Below are 23,881 nucleotides of genomic sequence, written 5' to 3'. Positions count from 1 at the left end.
GCAAGTTGAGCACCTATGTAAAAGGGATCTGTTTTTAACCCAGATTCTTCAGGGAAGGAAGGCTCCTGATCACACAACTATAGATCGATTTATTCGGCGACACGGGAATGCCATTGATGGACTGTTCTTCCAGGTTATCGAGCGGCTTGGTTCACTGGGTGAGCTATCCAAGGATATCATCTATCAGGACGGTACTAAGGTAGAATCCAAGGCAGGTCGCTACAGTTTTGTCTGGAAGAAAGCTACAAGTAAAAACTTGGATAAGCTTTATCGACATATTGAGATCCTTTTATCAGAAGCAAACAACCACTTAGGCTGGACTTTAGATTTTAAGGATTATGATTATGGGTTGGATACCTTGATTGAACAGTTAAAAGGTACAGGAAAAGATCTGATCCCTAAAAGAACTGGGCGTGGGCATCGTATTTCTGAGGTGCAGAAACTTTACCGGGATGCGCTTGTGTACAAAGAGAAATTAAATCGATACAAGGATTATCTAAGTTCGATGGTCGGGCGGAACAGTATGAGTAAAACCGATCCAGATGCAACATTTATGCGAATGAAAGATGACTATATGCGAAACGGCCAACTCAAGCCCGCCTACAATCTGCAAGTCCTGGTTGATAGCGGTTACATTGTCGGAAGCTTAGCTAGTGCCGATCGTACAGACTATGCCACCATGATTCCAGCCATAGATCATATGCATAAGTCTTTAACCTGGAAGTACTCAAAGTACTGTGCAGATAGTGGATATGATAGTCAGCAAAATTTTGAATATCTGGAAGAACAGGGTGTTAGGGCCTATATCAAGCCTCAGGGATATGAGCAGGAGAAAAAACGTAAATTCAGAAAAGATATCGGTAAAAAAGAGAATATGACATTTGATGCTGATCAGGACTGTTTTATCTGTACCAGGGGTAAGAAGTTGGAACACAAATATGTTCGTACCCGCAAAAACCAGTATGGATATGAGACAACCACTCATATCTACCGCTGTCGAAGAGGATGTAAAACCTGTCCCACACGCTCAGCCTGCATGAAAAGAAGCAAGGCTCCCTACAAACAGGTCCAGGTGAATAATAAGCTAGCCAAATATCATCGGCAGGCCTTGAATCTGATTACCAGTGATGAAGGCTCTGAGATTCGTGTCAACAGAAGTATTCAGGCAGAGGGAGCTTTTGCTCAGATAAAAGCAAACTGGTCTTTTCGAAGATTTTTACACTCTGGGATGAGCGGTGTTCATACAGAATGGCTTATAATGTGTTTAGCTATGAATGCAATCCGTTTAGGAAATCGTTTGGCCCGTAATGAGATCGGAAAGCCTTTCCATTATCGGATTTCTGAAGAAACAGCATAGTATCAGCTGGTATCATCATAAAAAGACGACTCAATCTACTTTTGACAGTGAAACTATCCTCAATAATACATGAATTTTCTACTGATAATGATAAAACTTGGTGACACAGGGGCAAACTAAGGTGCTGTTTATAGATTTAACATAAGAATATTCAGGAAAGGATTGTGGACCAAAAAAAGAGCTGCTGCAATTTTACTTTTGCAACAGCCCCTTTTTTTTGCATTATTGCTAATAGAAACAATCCGGATCAATCGGAATTAGGGTCAGATAGTCAGATCCTTCTTTGATTCATCTTCATCCTCATCTCCAAGAGAGGTGACAATAAACTCATTGGTTCTTTTCAGCCTTGACGCCAGGAGACGACTGAGAAACAGACCATACTGAGGATACTGTTTCAGCACCTTGATAAATGACTTTCGGGGAATCCGGATCAGCTTTCCACTGGTCTCTGCAATTACCGATGCGCTTCTATCCTTATTCAGAAGGAAAGCCATCTCTCCCAGAAATACATCTTCCGGAGTGATCCGCCCTACAATTTGTCCATGGTGAACGACCTTATAGCTGCCGCTTGAAATATAGAATATTGAATCTCCGGGATCACCCGATCTCACAACAATATCACCCTCTTTAACAATCAGCATCTCTTCGCTTGAAAATCCGGCTGGTGTCAGACGCTCATGCAGATGTCTGTGATTCATAACCATTGTGACCTGATTTCCCTTCTTATTGAAAAGAATACGGTCGGCTACGATACGGGATAATAGAATACCACGGCTGCTGAGATTATCTGAAGAAGCATTCTGAAGTGAGCGCTTATAGGCTTCAACATCAAATCCTTCACCCTCATCATGTATGACAAAACGGGATTCCTTCTCCGTTAGTATCCATTCAAGGAGTACCTTTTTCCGGCGGATATCCTTACCAAGATTCTTTTCCTGAATTAGTTCTATCAGGCTTCCGCCCTCTGACAGCTTCTGATCCCTCATTTCTTTAGTGATACCACAGTTGCCATGCTCGATTCCATTGAGAATCAATTCGGACAGAGCCATCTGCAGCTTAAAACGCTCTTCACTTGTAACACGCCCGGAACGGACCATATTGATCGACAGAAGTCCTGTATATACCGAAACAACCGAATAGTCGGAATTTGAAATACTGAAGGCCCCGGAAAATTTATCAAGGATGTTATCTGCCAGTTCATTCTGGTAAATCAGCTGTCTGTTGGCATAGACGATGGAAAGGATTTTGGCAAAATGAGTACGGATACGTGAATAGTCTAAAAGGGTCAGAAGATTGAGACTGCGAAACTGGTCTAGAAGTCGGGCTTCTTCATGACGTCCGAGATCGTAGATCCCGATAATCCCCGAACTATGAAGCCAGGAATCCTCTACGATCTTATCCTTGAGAAAGGTCAGATCCAATTCCTTATCCGACAGATGAAGAATCGTCAGTTCAGGTAACTCAAAGTTGAGAATATCCAGTGCGTCCGTAATATTGTCGGTGAAACGGAGGTTGTAATCTCCGGGGAATTCATTCTGAATTACCCGTTCAATTCCCTGATTGATAATGCTGTCGCTGCAAATCGTAACTATTGTGTTCATCTATAATGGCCCTTTGGTATAAGTATCGCTCCAAAGACCCATAAAATTGAATGGAAAAAGTCAGCTTTTCAATAATAAAAAAATGTAAACTGTGAAAATTTTCACAGTTTGTCCTTGCTGTTTATTCAGAGCCCTATTATTATCAGATCAGAATGAACAGGGAAAAGCTGTCAGGAGCCTCTCATACCAGAATGATAAGACTCTTTATTATTCTGGACAGAATGGATGAAGACTGGAAACAGACAGTTCTGAGTTCAGGAGAACTGGGAAATCTTATCGCTACGAGTGCTGAGAACATCCGCAAGGATCTTAATGCCCTTGGCTGTTCTGCATCAGGCAGAGGTTACAGAGTATCAGAACTGACTACATCACTGAAGGTAACACTGAAACTGCAGCAGGAACTAAGTGCAGGTCTTGCCGGGCTGGACAGCTGGGGTGCCGTGCTTCTGAAAAATCCAGACAGTTTTCCCGGAATTATTATTACAGCTGCCTTCGACAGCAGCCAGAACAGGATCGAGAGAACTGAATCCCTTCTTCCTCTTCACCCGTCCTATGAGATCAGAGAGGTCTTCAAGAGGGAGAATATCAGGGTCGGGATACTGGCCAGCGAGAGCAGTGATCCCGAACGTATCCTTAAGCGGATGATTGAGGGTGGAGCTGAAGGGATCATCAACCTGACAAGCTGCCCGTTAATGGTCCCGGAAAATATTTTTTATCATCAGGCTGATCTTACAGCCGGTTTTCTAAGTATTGTTTCCCGTATTAACGGGGTGGAAAAATAAATAATTCGGTTGAAGCGTTAAACCTGCTGCAGCCTGTAAGGATGAGAGAGATGTACAGCATACAGACATTGAACAAGATTTCTACAAAAGGCCTGGACTGTCTTCCACGTGAAGACTTTGAAACAGCCTCAGATATGACCCATCCGGATGCCATTCTGGTGCGCAGCTACAAGATCGCCACAGAGGAGATCCCCTCCACGGTCAAGGCCATCGCCAGAGCCGGCGCCGGAGTCAACAACATCCCTGTCGACTATTGCACCGAAGAAGGAATCGTCGTCTTCAACACCCCCGGCGCTAATGCCAACAGTGTAAAAGAACTGGTTCTCACCGGCCTCTTCCTCTCTTCCAGAGACATCATCAACGGAATCAACTGGACACAGAGTCTGAATCCCGCAGATGAGGTCTCCCGACTGGTAGAAAAAGAAAAATCCAGATTCTCCGGACCCGAAATACAGGGCAAGAAACTGGGAATCATCGGACTCGGTGCCATAGGGGTTCTTGTAGCCAATGCGGCACAGAGCCTGGGAATGGAAGTAACCGGGTATGACCCCTTTATCTCCATCAACGCTGCATGGGGGCTCTCTCCCTCTGTCCACAAAGCTAAATCACTGGATCAGCTGATTGCCAAATCCGACTACATCAGCCTTCATATTCCCCTGACTGATAAAACCAGAGGCATTATTGATGCACAGCAGTTTGAACATATGAAACCCGCCACCCGTCTCCTCAATTTTGCCAGAGGAGGGCTGGTCAACAACGACAGTCTTAAGAAAGCTATAGAAGATGGAAAAATCAGCCATTATGTTACTGACTTCCCCGATGGAGAAGTGCTGGGAAATCCCGGAATCATAACAATCCCCCACCTGGGAGCCTCTTCTCCTGAAGCCGAAGAAAACTGTGCAGTAATGGCCGCAAAACAGACAAAAGACTTCCTCGAAACGGGAAATATCAAAAACTCTGTAAACTTCCCCTCCTGTGCCATGGATTACAGCGGAGGCCACCGCCTCTTAATCGCCAACAGAAATATACCCAATATGGTTGGGCAGATCTCTACCATGCTGGCAGACAATGGTATAAACATTCAGGATATGATGAATAAACATATGAATGATATCGCATACAATATCATCGATATCGACAATGCGGTAACACAGGAACTGCTGGATAAGCTGAAAGGCATCGACGGGGTAGTGATGGTTAGAACCATCCCACCTCTGGATGACTGAAAACTAAATATCAATAATTAAGAGGGAAGGTCTTAAGCTCGTCCCTCTTATAGAGTATCCCCAGACTGCTTCTGTACTCCCCTGCCCAGATGCTGATCCGGGGAGAAGAAAAGAGATACACAACACCTCCGACCTCAAGAGGCCGGTTATAAATAAGGGAACGCAGATCAGAGCGCAGAGCCTGCTTTACAGCTTCTTCCATTGACAGGATTCTGGCTCCCTCCAGCATCATGGGAATGCCACCGGCTGCTGCTGCAGCCTGAAAGCCTCCTCCCCTGCTAATCCCCATTCGTCTGTACTGATGCTCATCGGGCCAGAAATAGAACAGAATCCTCATATTCTCATAGTCATCATCAACCTGATAAACCTCAAGAGCCGGATCACCCCGCTCAATCTGATGGATAGGCTCCAGCTTAAAGAGCTCATCAAATCCTTGATCAGCATTTCCGGGAATATATCGAAAATCGAAGCCATAGAGCATACCGGAAAAGATCCATCGTGCATCTTCCAGGAGAATCTCAATAGCCTCTTCCCGAATCTCGTCATATCCGTCGGGAAAGATCGCTTTATTATCTTCAGAAGGCTTCATCATGGTGGCAAAACCGAGAGCCGAATAGTTTATTTCAAGAGAGAGGGAGAGGTAGGGATCGGCAGCTGACAGAGATGTTGTCAGCATGCAGAAAAGCAGCGCAGCAAGCCACAGGTTCTTCGTATAGGACCTACCTTTTCCAGGGATTATTTCTGGAATCTCTAAAAACCTTTACAGGATCTGTCCCGAGACGGATCATAAAATAGAGGTAACCGATTAACAGTCCAAGAAGATGTGTTCCATGAGCTATATTCCCCCGGCCTCCGAAAAGAAGAGAGAATATTTCAATACCCGCATAGAGAGAAACCATTACGGTTGTCTGCATGGGGATAATTCCAAAAAGGTAAATTTTGGAAAAAGGGAAGTACACGGCAAATGCCAGAAGGATGGCAAAGAGTGCTCCCGAGGCTCCCATAAGAAAGACATTGGTACTGCCCGTCAGAAAATAGACCCCCAAAGACATAAGTCCCGCCAGAAGACCCGTCGCTAAATAGTAGGTCAGAAACTCCCAGCTTCCCATCCGCTCTTCCAGCTGTGGTCCGAAAAAGAAGAGCCCCAGCATATTGAAAAGAATATGGTTCATGCTTCCGTGAACAAACATATAGGTCAGAGCTGTCCAATAAAAATGATCCCGAAAAAAGAGCACCGGATTCAAAGACAGATAAACTGTCAGCCTTGGTGACATCATTGTCAGAAAATAAACGGTAATATTTATCCCTATCAGAATCAGGGAAATATTATTAAATGTATAGGGGAAGGGTTTTCTGATTCCCCGGGCTTTATTTTTCATTCTTATAAAGTACTGCTAGCAACCGAAAAGATCAATTATTTTGTTTTGCGATAAAAGACTTACTGCAGCGAGAACAATCTGACAGAGCCCGGTTTGAGATCTGATATGGTCAGGGTGTTGTCAGCAGACAGAAACAAACTACCCTGGCTTGAAGAGAAATCATAATCCACGACAGAAAGAATTCCATTCCGCCCTGTGATACTGCTGTAATCAATCTTTACCTTCACAGGTTTTTTATTCTCAGCATTATTCAGAGACATAACAGGAATAAGAAGTCTTCCCTTTTCATTGATAATCCACCAGGCAAACGTCTCATCTGCGACAACACGGAGGAGCTCACCCTTCTCCAGAACAATTTTATATCTTTGATATATATCTTCCATGCGATTCTGCATTTCTGTCAGGTCGCGCTGCAGTACAAGGGGACGGCGAAAGAGGGTAACACCGCTGAAACGGGAAAGAAACAGACTACGCAGAAGATCAGAATTATTCGAGGATTCACCCTTTGCCAGAAGAATTCCCTGGGTCACAGGAATACGCCGTCCCTTATTCTTTTCAAAGAGATTTCCAAGCTGATGAAACCATGTATGAATCGATTCTTCATCCAGAGGGAAACGATCCTTCTCCCTGTTGGTCAGAACAACAGGCTCCGTAGGTTCTTCAGGATAATTCTGTTTTTCAGAAAGCTCCAGGACATAACCCGTATAACGTTTACAGCCCTCAGCCTCCTTGATGGCGCTGTAGACCTTCTGAATCTGTCCATCAGAAAAATCATGAGGAAGAGCCAGATAGACAAAGTCCAGAGCAAACTGCATCTGCAGTCCACCGAAAATCCTGGAAAAATAAGCGAGGGCACCGGCTTCTTCAAAATCAAAGCATACAGCTCCATCTTCAGCATCAGTATCCGAAACAGCAAGGTCGGCACTGCCGGCAAGTTCTTTCAGCCGGGAGTAATCATAAACCCCGCTCCTCCCGTGCTCATTTTGTACAAGTGCGTGTACTTCTGCCAGCAATGTGGCTTTGTCCACAGAACGGCCGGATAGAGTATTCCATGAAAAGAACTCGGGCTTTCGGTAGATAACTGCCGAGACAGGATCAATTAATGGCGATAGATAATAGCCGGCTTTCTTTCCGCAGAGATGGGCGGCTGCCACAAGCAGACGAAACTGCTGTTCCAAAGTCAGCCCCAGACTGTCCAGAACAGGATCTGACAGATGACGGTCAAGCTGTGAGTGACTTCTTGGATGCAGAGGCCTTGCAGGATTACAATCTGTGACTGGATAGAAAATAAGGCAGTCATTCCGCAGGCGGGGAATATCCATGAGGACTTTGAAAAAAGAACCGTAGTCCTGCAGATTGATAAACTGAAAATCTCCGTCCCTGAGCCAGCGGTCATCACGACGACGCACAACTGGACTGGACGCTGTTCTAACAAGAGAGAGTCGACGATAGAAATCGAATACTGCCCCGGAAGAGAGGGTTACCTTCTCAGCCGGAGAGAGGTGGATATATCCATGCCGGGTAAACTCTTTAAAAAGTTTCTGACCGGCAGCCTTATCTTCTCTGGAATCCTCACAGGCTGCAGCCAGTTTCTGCCACAGCTTTTTTCCAATTGTTGCCATATTAAAATAATAATACCCTGAATAAAATGAACATCAAAGCATTTTCTCGATAAAGGACTCAATAATACCGCATTGAAGTGCCGAATATGCCTTATCCGGAAATAGTGTCCTGATTTCGGAGAGTGATTCCTGAAGCATAAGCAGAGCTTTCTCTCCGGCGCCCTTTATGGTTCCGCTCTCCTCCAGCATAGAAATTGCGGCTTCCACTTCATCCACACCCTTATCGATTCCCTTTTCTCCGGCTTTCTCCATTAACTCTGCAAAATCCTTGAACCTGTCTCCCGCCTGCTGATGAAAGAGTATAACAGGAAGGCTTTTCTTCCCTTCCACAATATCGTCACCTCTGTGTTTTCCGGGATTTCCTGTGGTCAGGTTTTTCACATCATCAAGTATCTGAAAACCGACTCCCGCCTTCTCCCAGCTCTCAGCCGCCTTTTGGCAGAGTTCCTGATCCCCCCCACCCATAAGACAGCCTGCATAGGCTGCAAAACGAGCCAGAGCACCAGTCTTGAAGCGGCACATCTGAAGGTATACGGGAACATCTGGTACGCTCTTATGATCGTTGTGCCATTGGATATCGAGACCCTGCCCGAAATGAAGACGCCTCAGGCTGTCGCAGTAGGCATCCAGTATTTTATATTTCAGAGAATCATCCATATCCTGCTGATGACGGATCAGAGCGGTGGCATTAAAATACATGAGGTTTCCCGCATTGATGGAGAGATCTTCACCGTAGAGTAGATGAACAGCGGGCTTACCGCGTCTCTCCTCAGACTTGTCTTCGATATCATCTACAATCAGACTTCCGTTATGAGCCATCTCCACCAGGGGAGTAAGAGGATAAACATCTTCTCCCCGGCCGCCTGCTGCTTCGCAGCACAGAACCATCACAAGGGGGCGCCAGCGTTTCCCTCCCCGTTCAAGGAGTTCCAGTCCCGGAGCATGGAAACGGTCAATCATAGAAGGCGGTACATCAGCAGAAAGAGAATCGGTCATTCCTGTGAGCCAGGAATCTCCGGCCTTCCGGGGCATCAGGTTGTACAGTTCCTCTTCAATTTTTTCCAATCTCTGGCTATACTGATCCATATTCGTCCCCTTGCTGATAATACCTGCAGGGTTTGACTGCAGTTTCTTAAACCCATTATAGAAGGAGACCACACTATGTCCAACAGGACCCGTCCGGATTTTTACACCCAGAAAGCAAAAAAAGAGGGCTATATGGCCCGTTCAGTTTTTAAACTGGAAGAGATTCAGAATAAGACAAAACTGATCAACAGCGGAGATACTGTACTGGATATTGGAGCATCCCCCGGAAGCTGGACCCAGTACTGCCTGAAACTCCTTAAAGGAAAGGGGATAGTGGTAGGTGCCGATCTTAAGCCTCTGGGAAAATTCAGAGCCAATGGAGAACTCCATTTCATTCAGGGTGATGTATTCTCGGAAGAGATCAGAGGGGAGCTCTCTCAATGGGGCCCCTTTGACGTTATTATCAGCGATGCGGCTCCTTCAACCACGGGCAACCGTCTGATGGATACACGCCGCTCTTATGATCTTGTTGAACAGATTCTCAATTTTTCACTGGAATGGCTTAAACCCGGAGGAAATTTCACGGTCAAGGTTTTTCAGGGCGGTGATGAAACTGAGATTTTTGACAAAATGAAAGATGAATTTGAACAGGTAAAAAAATTAAAACCCAAGGCAGTTCGAAAGGAATCATTCGAATACTACCTTATCGGCCTGAAACGGAAGGGATAGCTTCAGTTCTGATCTCCACTCTAGTAGAATCCGATTCCGGTTTTCCCAGAAAAAAACCCTGAGAGTAATCAATCCCGATAGAACGGACAATATCATAGATCTCCTGGGAATGGACATATTCGGCAACAGTTCTAGTTCCGGTCCTTCTGGCAAAACCCACAATTGTTTCGGCGATGGCCATGGCATTCTTGTCACTATCCAGATTACGGATAATTGATGCATCAATCTTAATCAGGTCCACTTCCAGAGCCATGATGTAATTAAAGTTGGAGTAACCTGTTCCGAAGTCATCAAGGGCGATGGAGCATCCATAATCCTTTACAAGACGGATAAACTCAGGAACCTCGGGAACACCCTCAATATTCTCACTCTCCAGAATCTCGAATATGATCCTGGGAGCTTCCTTCCAGTGATTTTCCAGAATCCGGCGTATAAACATAACAGTATCCCTGTTCTGAATATCTTCAACAGAAATATTGAAAGAATAATCCTTTGTAGTATTCTTCATTTCCCTGATGATCTTCCGGAGCATTATCCGCGACAAGGTAGGATACTGACGGGAGCGTTTGGATATTTTCAGAAATGTTTCGGGATATATAATATTTTCTTCTTCATCGATAATCCGCATCAGACATTCAAACTTTTCAATGAGACCTGTTCTGTTATTGATGATAGGCTGATAATAAGGGAAAACCCGGTCTTCCTTTATGGACTGTTTGACTTCATGGGTCCAGCGTATGTTTTCGGCATATTCACGGGGAATATCCATGGCGTGATGATAAACTAGAAAGGAAGCATGCTTCTCTTTTGCTCTTTTCAGTGCCATATCAGCCTGAGCAAGAATACCCGGAGTTCTGATGCTGAATTCTTCAAGAAGCTCTTTATCATTAACAGAAGCAACCCCGAGGGTTATGGTAATTGTTATTTCCGTATTCTCTACCTGAAAGGGATAATCATTTACCATCTCTATAATAACATCAGCCGTGCGGTGCACCCGTTCAATATCGGGAGAATAGTTAAACAGGAAGGCAAACTCGTCTATCTCAAGCTTGTAGAGCTCAACTCCATCAAATAAGCGGGAATGGGAAGAACGTGCCAGACTTCTCAGTCTCTTGGCCAGAGACTGTATGACCGCATCTCCCACTGCATTCCCGTAAAAATCATTAACTTCCTTGAAGGAATCAATATTTATAAGATAAAGAACCGAGTCGGAGCGGGCAGAATCGAGGCGGAGTTTCTCTCTGTTGGGAAGACCTGTTATTCTGTCAAAGTAAATTTTTTCAATAAGCCGTTCACGGTCATTATTCATCTTTCTGAAGTAGAGACGACTGGCAGGATAGGAGATGAGGAATGTAATTATCAGCTGAGGAATAAGTATGGGTAGGAGTCGGCTGTTATAGAATTCAAGAAATATAAGGGTTCCCAGAAGGAGAGTATAGCTGAGAATAATCAGGGTTTTAACAAATGTTTTCATATAATTCTTTTGATAGTAATTCCTGAGTATTCAAAAAAAGGTGCGAAATAGTTCTATGTTTCAGCTTATTGAATCCCTCTTAAAGAACGGGTTAGAAACAGCTGAAATGAAATGACCTGCATATCCTTTTTCAACTCCCTCATCTGCCGATCCAATACTTCTCCCTTTCTTTGAATCTGCTCAAGTTCCTTGAGCCCGAATTTTCTCAGACCATCCCCGGTTACTTTCTGGTTCTTTTTACCCCGGACGTCATACATCTGAAAAGCTGTTTGTATAGATTCACCTTCGGCAACTGCCATCTTAACCTTTAATACCCTGCGGATCTGACGCATCAGACCGGAGAGAAGATAGACAAGATCGGTGTCTCCTGAGAGAGTTATTTTTGAGAAAACTTCCAGTGTACCCGAAAGATCTTTCAACAGCATTTTTTCAAAAAGAGTGAAGACATTTTCCTCTTTGCTGTGATAGACAAAATTATCAATATCCTCTTCACGGATAATATCACCTATGCTGAAATAGAAGGCCAGCTTCTGACAGGCTTCCTTCATATCCGTGGTATTATTTTCCACCATTTCAAGAAGAACATTGATGGCCTTAGCTTCAATTTTCAGCCCCTGGTCGGAGAAATATTTCTGAATCCAGCCTTTTTTCTGGTTATCAAACATCTCCCAGAAAATTTTCTTTTCCGAGGGGGGGATAAGAGCAACAATCCTCTTATCCACAGAGACAGAATCACTTTGAAAAACAAGTGTCACATCATCGGGCATATTCTTGCAGAACTGGGCCAGCATCTTAATATCCCCTGCTTTTTTTATCTCTTCACAGTTGAGGATAATTGCCATCTTATGTGCAGAAAAAAGGGAACCGTTCCGAAGAATTGAGAGGATCTGACTCATATCATTTTCAAAAGGATAAAAGCGATGGGATTCGGGATCTTCACTATATTTCTTTTTGAGATTCTTTCTCAGATTGTCCAGATACTGGTCTTTCTGCCCTTTTTCAGGGCCCAGGAGCATATGAAGTTGTTTTTCAGCCATATTGCCTGATGACGGTTATCAGCTTTCCAAGAATTCTGACATCCTGAGTAAATATCGCCGGGAAGGCAGGATTCTCCGCCTGAAGACGCACTCTGTTTTTTTCTTTGTAAAAACGTTTAAGAGTAACAGCATCATCTACCATGGCTACAACAATTTCACCGTTATTGGCCTGAGGCTGCTGAACAAATACAGCAAGGTCACCATCAAAGATGCCGGCCCCGATCATACTCTCGCCCTGAACATGGAGGGCAAAAAGATTACCCTTTTTCAGTAGATCTGAAGGCAGAGTGACCGACCCGTCATGATTCTCTTCAGCAAAAAGAGGAAGTCCGGCGGCAACATTTCCAAGAATCGGAATACGTCTGGTCTCTTCACGCCCCTCTTCTTCGGGTGCCAGAGTTATGGCTCTTGATTTATTATGACTGATAGCAATAACTTCTTTTTTCTCAAGAGCTTTGACATGATCATATGCTCCCTTAACAGAGATACTGAAATTACGTCCGATTTCACGAATTGAGGGCGGATACTGATTGTCGTGGATATAATTCCGGATAAACTCCAGAATCTCACCTTGTCTTTTTGTTAATGCTTTCATTTTTTTATTTCCAGACCATACTTTTTAATCTTACTATGAAGATTACTGGGATATATTCCCAGATCCTGGGCTGTACGTGATATATTATACCCGTTTGTTTCCAGTCTGTCTTGTAAAAGTATCTGCTCAAATTCATCACGTGCTTCATTAAGCTTCATGATCCCGAATTTTTCAAGCAAGGGAGACTTTTTAGTCAGCTTCTGCTCTCCCAGAAACTCCACAACAGTCTCTGCTGTAATCTCAATCTCTTCGGACATGATATTAATTCTTTCTATAAAATTTTTCAATTCCCGGATATTACCGGTCCATGGAAAACGGCTCATTTCAGCCAGGCCTTCCACAGAGATTCTACGCTCCGGACTTCCGGAGGGAGTAAAGAGCTTCATGAAGTGATCCACCAGAAGAGGCAGGTCTTCAACTCTGTTTTTCAGAGAAGGTACATGAATGGGCACAACATTAAGACGGAAGTAGAGGTCTTCCCGGAAGCGGCCCTCTTCAATCTCCCGCATTATATCCTTATTGGTTGCCGAGATGATTCTGACATCAACAGAGATCTGATCTGTCCCCCCGATCCTGTCAAATTTCAGCTCCTGAATTGCTCTGAGAACCTTTGCCTGGGCCGCCAGAGACATATCAGCGACTTCATCAAGAAACAGGGTTCCTCCATCTGCCAGCTCAAATTTACCTTTTTTCTGTCTTGCCGCACCGGTAAAAGAACCTTTCTCATGACCAAAAAGTTCACTCTCAATCAGATTTTCCGGAATGGCCGCACAGTTCACCTCTACAAAAGGTTCCATCCTTCTGGAACTGCTGTTGTGCAGAGCTCTCGCTACCAGTTCTTTTCCGGTACCATTATCTCCAAGAATAAGAACCCGGGCTTCCGAATCTGCAGTCTGGGAAATAATCTCACGGATCTGCAGCATCCCCAGACTGCTGCCCACCATCTGATCATCAGGAACCCTGGCAGTTTTAAGGGAGCGGTTCTCTTTCTTCAGTTTTTCAAGTTCCAGTGCATTCCGACTCAGAGTCAGAACTCTGGTGAGATCAAGGGGTTTTTCCAGAAAATCAAAGGCTCCGATCTTTATGGCTTTAACTGCCAGATCCACATTGGCATGTCCGGAAATAATCAGAACAGATATAACGGGATACTCCTCTTTAATTATCTTCAGGACATCAATACCGCCCATCTTAGGAAGCCAGATATCGAGGAATACAAGATCAACAGGCTCTGTTTTCATGATACGGAGACCTTCAATACCGTCGGGAGCTTCAAGAACTTCATACCCTTCATCACTCAGGATATCTTTCAGAACCTCCCTGACCGAAGCCTCGTCATCAATAATCAGAATCTTTTCCATACAGCTCCTCATAAGGTAAATCCAGATAAAAAGTAGTTCCCTCTCCCTGGGCGGATTCAACCCAGATACGTCCCCTGTGGTCATGAATGATACGTTCTACAATAGACAGACCCAGACCAGTTCCCTCTTCCCGTGTTGTGTAGTAGGGTTTAAATACCTGACCCAGCATCTCCTCGGGGATTCCCGGACCGGAATCGCTAACCTGTACCCTACAGTAGACAGAATAGCCCTTTTTCACAAGATCAGCCCTCAGGATAATAACTCCGTCCCCATCCATGGCCTGTATAGAATTGGATATGAGGTTATTGAACACCTGCCTCAACTGACCCTGATCAACCTGGATCAAAAGATCCGTAGGAAAATCATCTGTAATAAAAGAGACTCTGGGAGAAGACTCTTCCAGCACCTCAATGATGGTGTAGATAAATTTTTTCAGATTGACTTCTTCCAGGGCCGGCGGTTTCTGCCGGGCGAATTCCCGAAACTCTGTAAGCAGATTATTCAGATTATCCACTTCCACAAGGATACGATCCATCCCTTTCCGGATAACCTCTTCGGGCATCTCATCATCTCCGAGACGAGCAAGCACCCTTTGAGCATAAAGGCGGATGGGTGTCAGGGGATTGCGGATTTCATGGGCCAGACGCTGTGCAATATCCTGCCAGGCCGAAACTTTTTCAGTCTGAAGAGTTTCTTTTCTGGAGACTTCCAGTTCCTGGACCATGGAATTAAATGAGTCGGTCAGAAAAGAAAAATCATCCTTCTCCCGACTGAGGAGACGATAGGAGTAGTCCCCCTGGGCAACCCTTCTGGTAGCCTCCTCCAGCCCTAAAAATGGCTGAATCAATCTCTGACTGACATAAAGAGCTACAACGAGTCCCAAAAAGAGAACTGGAACGAGGAAAATTGCATAAAAAAGTATCAGACCGATTCTGAAGATCCCCTCATATTCATTAAACTGCTTAAACTTCTCAATAACCTGAGTAAGGTTTCTGGCGTGCTCATCAAATTTTCGGGGAATTGTTCTGTAAAGTACAATTTGATAGGGCTCACCTCCTATCTGATACTCCTTGATAAAACCCAGAATACTGAACTCTGGAACCGTTCTTTTTGGTATTAACCCACTCTGCAGCTGAGCAATTTCATTCCGTGAATAGGTTAGCCGGGGATCTCCGAAAACATACAATTCATCAGGAGATACAATCTGCATCCCCTCAATACGGGGATACTGAACCTTCACTTCCTTCCAGACCTGATCCGGAGAATGAATGACTTTGGAAACCGAGAGGGCAAGATAGGGACTGTTTCCTATATCCTCAAGCTCCCGGTTAAGATCAAAATAATACTCCAGGGCAATTTCAAGACCACTGTTCAGAGCATCCCCCACATCGGGACCGAACCATCTGCTGAAGACCATATCCACAAAACTGACGGATAAAATTGTCTGAGGAAGAGAAATCAGGACTATGATAAGGAAAATAAACAGAACAAGACGCAGACGAAAACGGTAACGGGAGTGTTTTGTTTTAACCTTTTTCCACACATAGATAAAACTGTATCCAAGAGCTACAAGAATCAATAGAGGAATTGCAATAAGCAGTATAAGCTGAGAAGGATTCTCACCAATTGTATTCTGATCCATTCCTCCCAGAATGCTTGAAGCAAAAATAAGGATCAGAACTATTATAAGGAGATATAAGAGAATAACAGTGATGATGCTGTTCTGAAGAAAGTCCCGGAGACGCTGGAAATTCACAGATCCTCCTCAGTCTTTGCATTCTGCCAGGGATGGCTGTGCATAAACTTACCGGGAATCAGGTACATAATACTGAAAGGGGGAACAAGTTTTTTATAGATAACCCTGGAACGTACTTTAACAAGTATATTCTGATTCACATTCAGAATTATTCTGCTGGGATATACAATGGGGGATAGAAAATTTTTTATGAACAATGACCAGTCTCTATATACTGCAATTTCTCTTTCGTTCAGCATCAGAACATAGTCTCCCGTAATCTGATCTCGGAAACCTGTTCTTCTTATATTAATTTCCTGATGCTCCCCTCCCATCAGAAGAGAATTTTCTGTATTCTTCTGAATTCGGTAGGTGATAGATAGTTCGGATTTATGTCCCTGCTCAATGTTATACTGTATCTTTCTCTCCGGAATGGACTCCGGAGTAAAGGTAAGAACAAGAGTTCCTTCCTCAGATGTGCTGTAGACACAGTTACCCAGTTCATTTCCGGACAGAGGAATTACTGCAGAGAAGGAAATAAGACAACAGAGAATTATCCGGCAGGCGGAACTACTCCTCTTCGAACCTGTTTTCAAAAAGGGTAAATAGTGCATCCAGTGCTCCCTGTTCATCGGCTCCTTCGGCACTGATTACCACTTCGGCATCATAACCGGCACCCATTGTGAGAATACCCATAATGGATTTGGCATTAATTTTCTCAGTACCCTTTTCTATGAAAATAGTAGCTTCAAACTTAGATGCTGTCTGAACAATCATGGCAGCCGGTCTGGCATGCAGTCCTGCTCTATTTTTAACTTTTGTATTTTTTTGAACCATTATTTATTCCTGTTATTCAATAATTATCCTGATACATCTTCCTGGCGTTGTCACTTTCCAGCATCTGTATCAGGTTCTTGTTAAATTCTTTAGCAGCATAATGTCCCTTATGTTTCAATCTCTCATTGAGTGCCGCTGTCTCAATAATCACCGGAATATTCCTACCCGGTTTGACTGGTATATCAAATGTGGGAATCTTTACCCCAAGTATATCAGATTTTTGCTCAGTTGTTCCAAGACGATCATAATTTTTTGAAGAATCCCATTCTTCAAGATTTATTACCATCTGAACCTGTTTTTTATCTCTAATTCCACGTACTCCGAATATCTGGGAAACATTAATAATCCCCAGTCCCCGGATCTCCATATGATGCCCCAGAATTCTGTCATCACTGAATCCCATAATAATCTTTCCGCTAAAACATTTCAGCAGTACCGAATCATCCGAAACCAGTCGGTGTCCCCTCTCAAGAAGCTCCAGTGCAGTCTCACTTTTCCCGACTCCGCTTTCACCTTTAATAAGTACACCCATACCAAATACTTCAACCATGACAGCATGCTGTTTTTCCTGAGGTGCCAGAATATCTCCGAGGGACCTGATAATTTTGACAGAAAACTCACTGGAAGGAAGGGCAGTCTTCAAAACCGGTACACCGGCCTTCTCCGCTATTTCCAGAAACCAGTCACCCGGTGTCAAATTTCTGCAGAAGACACAGAAGGGAATCGGGTAGCTGAAAAGCTTCTCTACCGCTGAGGTATCACCTGATTGTTCCATCTCTTTCAGATACTCATGTTCTGCAAGACTGAAGACCTGAACTCTCTGGGGAGCAAATGTCTTGAAAAAACCGGTCAAAGCTAATCCGGGACGGTTGAGATCCATATGATCAATGGTTTTCACAAGACCTTTCCGGCCGGCAATGCAGCTCAGTTTCAGGGCATTGTAATCATGCAGGTCCAAATCCAAAAGATCCAGAACTGTAAACTTATCCATAATTCCTCATCTTTCCATGATTCACTCAGGAACTTGATTTTAGCTGTTTTCCAGCTAAAATTCTACTCTTTTTTACTCTGCTGAGGACTACAGTTATGAATGACATAAAAAAACGGGGTCTCTTTTATTGAAGAGCACCCCGTATTTATCAAAATTAATGATTCAGATCAATGTGCCTGAATTTTTTCTTTTTCTTTCGTTGTTTTATTTTCCATCTTATCAAACATTATATCTATCGCTTTATACAAATCACGGTCCTCCACTTTGACATGGCTTTTCTGTCCCCAGCGAAAATGAGCATCTGATGAAGCAATGTACATCCCCTTAGGTTCCCTGGATAAGGTCATATGGAAATCAACAATCAATTCCTCCACATGTTTAAGCCTTAGCAGCTTTTTGTCCACGTACTCACGGGTTTTGTCAGATACATCATAATGAACACCTTTAAGCTCTATTGTCATAGAAGCCTCCTATCAAGCGGCATTGCCCTTCAATTGTTATCCGGACAAAGTCACCAAAAAATTAAACTATTACCGCTTAAAAGAAGAGCCCAATGCAAGTTCATTTCTGTACTTTGCAACAGTTCTCCGGGCGATATTAATTCCTTTTTTACTCAGAAGATCCGAAATCTTCTGGTCAGACAGTTTCTTTTCACTCGATGATTCAGCGATAATTTCTCTTATAACCTCTTTGACTCCCTCTTTGGAAAACTTTGAGCCTCCCGATCCGGCACCGGAAATAGAGTTAGAAAAAAAGTGCTTCAATTCGTATATGCCCCATTCGGTCTGCACATACTTATTGGTTGTGATTCTGGATACGGTTGCCTCATGAACCCCGATTTCCCCAGCTACATCTTTCAATGTCAGGGGTTTCAGATATTTCGGTCCTCTTCTGAAGAACTCTCTCTGAAATTCTAAAATCGCAGTTGCTGTTTTAAGAAGGGTCATATTTCTCTGATTGATACTTCCAATAAACCAGCGGGCATCCCTAACACGTCCATTCACAAATTGTTTCACTTTTTTGTCTTTGGCTGCGGCTTCCCCCTCCTGAATATCCTCAAAGAAAGAATTAATCCTGAGCACTGGGATTTCCTCATCATTGAGGACGATCACAAACTCACCTTCTTTCCTTCGAACAATCAAATCCGGTATCACATAGTTATAAGAACTCTCTGAATAGAAACTGCCGGGATAAGGATCCAGGGATTTAAGAAAATACATTATCTCTTCCCAACGTTCCCGGCTGATTTTCAGCTGCCTTATAATTTCATTATATTTCTCTTTCTCCAGCAATTCCATTAAATCGGTCAGAACTGTCTCAAGTTCTTCGGGCATATCTTCTCTGAACTGTGCCTGGAGCAGCAGAGAGTCTCTATGATCAGCAACACAAATCCCCAGGGGATCAAAGCCCTGAATCTGTACAATCATCTTCTCAAGGATTTCACTCTCATCCTCTCTGACAAGGACTGAGGGAGGACCAATATGAAAACCGTTACCATCCAGATTACTGATGATCAGCTCTCCGATCTCCAGCTCTCTCTCGGTGAGGTAAGTCATATGCAGCTGCCACAGCAGATGATCCTGAAGAGACTCTCCTCTTGAGATAGTACCTTCCAGGAATTTCCTTTTGGTATCTTCACCGCCGCTGCTTCCTCCACTCTGTGTGGTATAGCCGGGATCAGAACTGTTCTCAAATGGATCAAAATCTTCACTCTTTTTTTCAGGGACCTCATCTAAAGAGGCGGTCCTTTCCATCTCGAGTTGTTCCAGTGCGGGGTTTTTATCTATCTCCTCTGCAATTTTCAACCTCAGATCCTGAATGGGAAGAGCCATCAGCTGTATTGACTGATACATCTGAGGGCTCATCTTCAGGCGCTGTTCCTGTGAAATTACAGTTCTTTGCGACTGCACAACTTCCTCCGCTTATTAAATAGTGTAATGAGAATTGTACCATTATTCTGTGAATAAGCAAGATACGTGCCTACAATAGTCCAGAACGGACTACATTGAAAAATCTTTACCCAGATAGATAGTTCTGGCAAGCTCACTGGCAAGAAGCTCTTCTTTGTTTCCACTTACAATAATCTCACCCAGGTTGCAGATATAAGAGCGATGAGTGATCTCAAAAGTATCACGCACATTATGGTCTGTAATGAGAATCCCTATGCCCTTTCCAGAGAGATGCTCAATTATCTTCTTTATCTCATAGACAGCAATGGGATCAATTCCGGCAAAAGGTTCATCCAGAAGCAGAAACCGGGGATCTGTCGCAAGGGCGCGGGCAATCTCGGTACGCCGACGTTCTCCTCCGGAGAGGGTAAATGCCTTCTGTTTTCGTACCTTATGGATTCCCAGGTCATCAATGAGATGTTCCATTTTTTCTATTTTTTCTGCTTTATTAAGATCTGTTCTGGTTTCAAGAATTGCCCAGATATTATCTTCAACAGAGAGTTTCCGAAAGACAGAGGGTTCCTGAGGAAGATAGGAGATCCCAAGACGGGAACGTTTGAACATAGGCTCATGTGTAATCTCAACATCATCAAGAAGGATTCTGCCGTCTGAGGCCTTTATAAATCCGGCAATCATATAGAAACAAGTCGTTTTTCCTGCTCCGTTCGGTCCGAGCAGTCCTACAATCTCACCCTGATGCATGGAGAAACTCATTGTCTTAACAGCGGTTTTCTTACCGTACACTTTTTTGACATTATCTACCTGGAGAGACGTTTTCTCAATTACCTGATCACTCATCTGCACTCTCCACGGTTTTTTCTTCTTCAGGCAATGATTCAGATTCCGTTATTCCTTCATCCACTACAGAATCTGCCTTTTCATCTTTCTCATCATCTTCACTCTTAGAAAGGAGAGATCCCTGGACCACTCCCTCCATGCTTATTTCATCATTATCCAGGTTGACTGTAATCCTGGAGGCTCTGAACACATCATCCTTTCTGTAAACAACAGGCAATCCGGTCAATTCAAGCATATTCCGTTCCCTGTCATATACAGCAAACTCGCTGCGGCAGGCTAAATCCTCTTTGAGTATACGGACCCCCACCTGCATGATGATAAGATCTTCCTTCTCACGGTTTTCCAGGTAGCTGCATTTTATGATCATCTCGTTTTCACGGTCTTCCATTATTGAGGGACCGTTGATTCTGATAATCCGATTATCGTTGTCATAATGAAAAACCTCGGAACTAAGGGTGAAATCTTTCTCCAGATCCTCAACCTTTACATTTCCTTCACAGATAAAAAACTGAAAGTCCTTTCCTAGAATCTCCACACGATCAGCAGTTATCTTTTTCTTTTCAGACTGAACAAGAACACTGCCCTCAAGCAGTGTTTTCTCTTTTCCTTCTGCCATTACCGACTTAAGAAAATCACTTGAAAAACTGTACTGCTCTGCAAAGAGAGTACCTGCTATAAGAATATAGTAAAGAAATAAGACTGAACGTTTATTTATCATTCTGCACCCTCTGTCCCCGACTCAAGGGTTCCGCCTATTCCAGATGAAAAGGTTGTTGTATTTGTAAAAAGATCCGCTTCAAACCCACGGCCTTCAAGAAGTGATCCGTTATCCATTTCGATAGAGACAAAAGAATCATCCCTACTGCTGAGAACTCTCTTTTCATCGAACCACTTAAGGTTATCTGCTTCGACAGAAGCTTCATTACGTACAGAATAACCGTATATATCTCCTTCAATTTCGGCATCATTATCATCCGAAATCAATAGATACTCAGCTTCAGCTCTGGTAATGATATCCCTCTGATCGCCAAATTCATAAAAAACAAAATTAAAGAGTTCAGTTTCTTCCCGGTCTTCCCAGACAACAGCTTCCTCAGCCTCAAAAGTCACCTTCGGCTTCCCTTCCTGAATCTGAACCCTTTTCACCCCATAAAGGCGGGAAGTGGGAATGGACTCATCCAGGCTATCTGTAACCGAGGAGTCATAATCCAGGGAACAGGCAGTAATAATAAGAGGAAGAATAATAAGGAAACGGGATGTTTTTCGCATTCTTTCGAAATTATGGTTTTATACTTCCATGCTGTCAATCTGTTATTCCCCGACAAAGGGCTTGTAAAGATCATTTTATCTTTAATATATTGACAGTCCTTTATACAGGGAATTAGACTCATAGATAAGCTAAAGGACGGAATACCATATGTCAGATTTCCTAAAAGACTCTGATTTTCTAAAAATCAGAGATCTCATATATAACGAAAGTGGAATCCACTTTTCAGATTCAAACAGAACCATATTGGAAAGCCGTCTCAAAGAACGTCTGAAACTTCTCAAACTGGACAATATTCCAGAGTACTATTCCACCCTAAAAAGCAGCGACAGTGAACTCAAAGACTTCCTGGATTCGGTGACCACCAACCTGACCCGTTTTTTTAGAAACCAGGCTCATTACGATACCTTTATAAATCATGTAATTCCGGATCTTGTTGAACAAAAAAGAAAAAGCGGCAACAAGAAAATTACCATATGGAGTGCCGGGTGCTCCACAGGCGAAGAGCCTTATACTAATGCCATGGTTCTGAAGGAGCACCTTCCACCTGATTTTAAAATTGAAGTTGTAGCATCAGACCTGAGTTTGAAATCTCTTATGAAAGCAAAAGAGGGAGTTTATCTAAAAAATAGAACAACCGGTATTCCCGAAAATTACCTGAAGAAGTATTTTATTGAAGAGGATAACAGTTTTAAAATAAATCCAGAGATTGGCGCACTAATCAAATTTGATTATCACAATCTGAAATTTGGAAGCAATTTAAGAAATCTTGATATTGTTTTCTGCAGAAATGTACTTATCTATTTTGATGAACCTGCTCAGAAAAATGTAATTGATAATTTTTGGAATTCCATGGCTCCCCACTCATACCTGTTTATAGGACATTCCGAATCACTCTTCGGTATGGACACTCAGTTTAAATTCATCAAGACTGACTGGGCCTGTATATATGGAAAGATTCAGGATTAATTAAGAGGTTTTAAGTGTCTGATAATAAAATATCCGTTCTGATCGTAGATGATTCAGCTCTGATGAGAAATATAATATCCAAGCTTATAGAGAAAGACAGTTCCCTTCGTGTCATAGGAACTGCTATGAACGGGCGCTTCGGTTTAAACAAAATACCGCGGCTGAATCCCGACATCATTGTTCTTGATCTGGAAATGCCCGAGATGAATGGAATTGAATTCCTCAAAGAGATGCATAAGCTCAAATATGAGATTCCTGTAGTAATTCTTTCATCCATCGCCAAGAAAGGGGCAAAGGTAACAATGGAGGCTCTCTCTCTGGGAGCATCCGACTTCATAACCAAACCAAGCGGAAGTGTTGTGGATGAGCTGGATAAAGTTGGCTCACAACTGGTTTCGGTTCTCAAAGCCTACGGCAGTGATTACAGAAGAAAAAGGGGCAATACTGTACCGCCTCTTGAAGACAGCGATACCCAGCTCAGGGAAATAAACAGAACCAGACAAGCAACTCCAGCCCCTGCCGAAAGAAACCGTTCGGAACAGCTCTGGGAAAAAGTGAAACCTAAAAAAGAACCAGAAAAACCAGAAATAATCGCCATCGGAATTTCGACTGGTGGTCCTAATGCCCTGAGAAAAGTATTTGCTGAGATTGACCCTGCTCTATCGGTACCAATAGTAGTGGTTCAGCACATGCCTGCCGGTTTCACCAAGGAATTTGCCGCCAGTCTGGATAGAGTTTGCCCCCTGGAAGTCAAGGAAGCTGCAGAAGGTGACATCATCAAACCCGGCAGAATTCTTATAGCACCGGGAGATGCACATATTACTATTGAGAAAAAAAGTCTGGCATCAATAATCAGGCTTCAGAATACAGACCTTGTAAACGGTCACAAACCTTCGGCTGGAGTACTCTTTGATTCAGTTGCCAAATCATATGGCAACAAATCCATGGCTGTGATAATGACAGGAATGGGAAAAGACGGAGCAAGAGAGATAGGTCAGATTTACAAAGAGGGAGGCATGACGATTGCCCAGGACAGCTCGTCGTGTATCGTATTCGGAATGCCCAGGGTCGCCATTGAACATGACTATATCCGTCAAGTGGTTTCCCTGGATGATATGGCTGCCACTATCAGCAAGCTCGCGGAGTGAT

General features: G+C 43.5%; 24 protein-coding genes. 6 read left to right on the top strand and 18 right to left on the bottom strand.

Annotated elements, in window-relative coordinates; translation table 11 throughout:
- On the top strand, positions 1–1,357 hold a 1,357-nt coding region (locus tag DV872_RS06900; protein ID WP_114629121.1), incomplete at its 5' end, for a transposase.
- Between the two features lie 263 nt (positions 1,358–1,620).
- Here the strand turns inward: DV872_RS06900 and DV872_RS06895 are convergent.
- On the bottom strand, positions 1,621–2,958 hold the full coding sequence (locus DV872_RS06895) for a cyclic nucleotide-binding domain-containing protein (RefSeq protein ID WP_114629120.1): 1,338 nt from the start codon (positions 2,956–2,958) through the stop codon (positions 1,621–1,623).
- Positions 2,959–3,110: 152 nt separating this feature from the next.
- Between DV872_RS06895 and DV872_RS06890 the strand changes: the two genes are divergently transcribed.
- Complete coding sequence (locus DV872_RS06890) at positions 3,111–3,740, top strand: hypothetical protein (protein ID WP_114629119.1); 630 nt, start codon at positions 3,111–3,113, stop codon at positions 3,738–3,740.
- A gap of 50 nt (positions 3,741–3,790) precedes the next feature.
- The gene (locus DV872_RS06885; protein WP_114629118.1) at positions 3,791–4,966 is read left to right on the top strand and encodes a phosphoglycerate dehydrogenase; all 1,176 of its coding nucleotides are present in this window, start codon (positions 3,791–3,793) and stop codon (positions 4,964–4,966) included.
- A 10-nt stretch (positions 4,967–4,976) separates the two neighbouring features.
- Here the strand turns inward: DV872_RS06885 and DV872_RS06880 are convergent, their stop codons facing one another.
- The 4 genes from DV872_RS06880 to DV872_RS06865 are packed head-to-tail and all read right to left on the bottom strand — an operon-like array spanning position 4,977 to position 9,053.
- Positions 4,977–5,642 carry a hypothetical protein gene (locus DV872_RS06880; protein WP_114629117.1) on the bottom strand — a complete coding sequence of 222 codons (666 nt, stop codon included), beginning with the start codon at positions 5,640–5,642 and terminating at the stop codon, positions 4,977–4,979.
- Positions 5,643–5,685: 43 nt separating this feature from the next.
- Complete coding sequence (locus DV872_RS06875) at positions 5,686–6,345, bottom strand: rhomboid family intramembrane serine protease (protein WP_114629116.1); 660 nt, start codon at positions 6,343–6,345, stop codon at positions 5,686–5,688.
- A 59-nt stretch (positions 6,346–6,404) separates the two neighbouring features.
- On the bottom strand, positions 6,405–7,967 hold the full coding sequence (locus DV872_RS06870) for a hypothetical protein (RefSeq protein ID WP_114629115.1): 1,563 nt from the start codon (positions 7,965–7,967) through the stop codon (positions 6,405–6,407).
- Positions 7,968–8,000: 33 nt separating this feature from the next.
- Positions 8,001–9,053: a polyprenyl synthetase family protein gene (locus DV872_RS06865; RefSeq protein ID WP_114629114.1), complete on the bottom strand. Its 1,053-nt coding sequence runs from the start codon at positions 9,051–9,053 to the stop codon at positions 8,001–8,003.
- Between the two features lie 75 nt (positions 9,054–9,128).
- Here DV872_RS06865 and DV872_RS06860 point away from each other — a divergent pair, with 75 nt between their 5' ends.
- Positions 9,129–9,722, top strand: coding sequence for an RlmE family RNA methyltransferase (locus tag DV872_RS06860; RefSeq protein WP_114629113.1), 594 nt, complete (start codon positions 9,129–9,131; stop codon positions 9,720–9,722).
- Here the strand turns inward: DV872_RS06860 and DV872_RS06855 are convergent.
- The 13 genes from DV872_RS06855 to lptC all read right to left on the bottom strand — a co-directional run bounded on the left by DV872_RS06855 (position 9,697) and on the right by lptC (position 21,765).
- Positions 9,697–11,196 (bottom strand): bifunctional diguanylate cyclase/phosphodiesterase, encoded by a 1,500-nt coding sequence (locus tag DV872_RS06855; protein WP_114629112.1) that lies wholly within the window; start codon positions 11,194–11,196, stop codon positions 9,697–9,699. The genes DV872_RS06860 and DV872_RS06855 overlap by 26 nt on opposite strands.
- Before the next feature lie 65 nt (positions 11,197–11,261).
- The gene (holA, locus tag DV872_RS06850; protein WP_114629111.1) at positions 11,262–12,233 is read right to left on the bottom strand and encodes a DNA polymerase III subunit delta; all 972 of its coding nucleotides are present in this window, start codon (positions 12,231–12,233) and stop codon (positions 11,262–11,264) included.
- Complete coding sequence (lexA, locus tag DV872_RS06845; protein ID WP_114629110.1) at positions 12,226–12,828, bottom strand: transcriptional repressor LexA; 603 nt, start codon at positions 12,826–12,828, stop codon at positions 12,226–12,228. Before lexA ends, holA begins: the two co-directional genes overlap by 8 nt.
- Positions 12,825–14,186, bottom strand: a complete 1,362-nt coding sequence (locus tag DV872_RS06840) for a sigma-54 dependent transcriptional regulator (protein ID WP_114629109.1) — start codon at positions 14,184–14,186, stop codon at positions 12,825–12,827. The genes lexA and DV872_RS06840 overlap by 4 nt, the downstream gene beginning before the upstream one ends.
- Positions 14,164–15,942: a PAS domain-containing sensor histidine kinase gene (locus tag DV872_RS06835; RefSeq protein WP_114629108.1), complete on the bottom strand. Its 1,779-nt coding sequence runs from the start codon at positions 15,940–15,942 to the stop codon at positions 14,164–14,166. Before DV872_RS06835 ends, DV872_RS06840 begins: the two co-directional genes overlap by 23 nt.
- Positions 15,939–16,535 carry a hypothetical protein gene (locus tag DV872_RS06830; protein ID WP_147283116.1) on the bottom strand — a complete coding sequence of 199 codons (597 nt, stop codon included), beginning with the start codon at positions 16,533–16,535 and terminating at the stop codon, positions 15,939–15,941. The genes DV872_RS06835 and DV872_RS06830 overlap by 4 nt, the downstream gene beginning before the upstream one ends.
- Positions 16,492–16,758, bottom strand: a complete 267-nt coding sequence (locus DV872_RS06825) for an HPr family phosphocarrier protein (RefSeq protein WP_114629106.1) — start codon at positions 16,756–16,758, stop codon at positions 16,492–16,494. Before DV872_RS06825 ends, DV872_RS06830 begins: the two co-directional genes overlap by 44 nt.
- A 16-nt stretch (positions 16,759–16,774) precedes the next feature.
- Positions 16,775–17,749, bottom strand: coding sequence for an HPr(Ser) kinase/phosphatase (gene hprK, locus DV872_RS06820; protein WP_114629105.1), 975 nt, complete (start codon positions 17,747–17,749; stop codon positions 16,775–16,777).
- Positions 17,750–17,916: 167 nt separating this feature from the next.
- The gene (hpf, locus tag DV872_RS06815) at positions 17,917–18,210 is read right to left on the bottom strand and encodes a ribosome hibernation-promoting factor, HPF/YfiA family (RefSeq protein ID WP_114629104.1); all 294 of its coding nucleotides are present in this window, start codon (positions 18,208–18,210) and stop codon (positions 17,917–17,919) included.
- Positions 18,211–18,279: 69 nt separating this feature from the next.
- Entirely contained in the window at positions 18,280–19,659 is a 1,380-nt protein-coding gene (gene rpoN, locus DV872_RS06810; protein ID WP_114629103.1) for an RNA polymerase factor sigma-54, read from the bottom strand.
- Positions 19,660–19,749: 90 nt separating this feature from the next.
- Positions 19,750–20,496 carry an LPS export ABC transporter ATP-binding protein gene (lptB, locus tag DV872_RS06805; RefSeq protein WP_114629102.1) on the bottom strand — a complete coding sequence of 249 codons (747 nt, stop codon included), beginning with the start codon at positions 20,494–20,496 and terminating at the stop codon, positions 19,750–19,752.
- The gene (locus DV872_RS06800; RefSeq protein ID WP_114629101.1) at positions 20,489–21,214 is read right to left on the bottom strand and encodes an LptA/OstA family protein; all 726 of its coding nucleotides are present in this window, start codon (positions 21,212–21,214) and stop codon (positions 20,489–20,491) included. The genes lptB and DV872_RS06800 overlap by 8 nt, the downstream gene beginning before the upstream one ends.
- Positions 21,211–21,765, bottom strand: coding sequence for an LPS export ABC transporter periplasmic protein LptC (gene lptC / locus DV872_RS06795; RefSeq protein WP_114629100.1), 555 nt, complete (start codon positions 21,763–21,765; stop codon positions 21,211–21,213). The genes DV872_RS06800 and lptC overlap by 4 nt, the downstream gene beginning before the upstream one ends.
- Before the next feature lie 148 nt (positions 21,766–21,913).
- Here lptC and DV872_RS06790 point away from each other — a divergent pair, with 148 nt between their 5' ends.
- Positions 21,914–22,732, top strand: coding sequence for a protein-glutamate O-methyltransferase CheR (locus DV872_RS06790; RefSeq protein WP_114629099.1), 819 nt, complete (start codon positions 21,914–21,916; stop codon positions 22,730–22,732).
- A gap of 14 nt (positions 22,733–22,746) precedes the next feature.
- Positions 22,747–23,880, top strand: a complete 1,134-nt coding sequence (locus tag DV872_RS06785; protein ID WP_114629098.1) for a chemotaxis response regulator protein-glutamate methylesterase — start codon at positions 22,747–22,749, stop codon at positions 23,878–23,880.
- The last annotated feature ends 1 nt before the right edge of the window (position 23,881 follow it).

This window comes from Oceanispirochaeta sp. M1, assembly GCF_003346715.1.
Lineage (GTDB): Bacteria > Spirochaetota > Spirochaetia > DSM-2461 > DSM-2461 > Oceanispirochaeta.
Note: the sequence above shows the minus strand (reverse complement) of the source record. Positions and strands in the feature narration are given on the sequence as shown.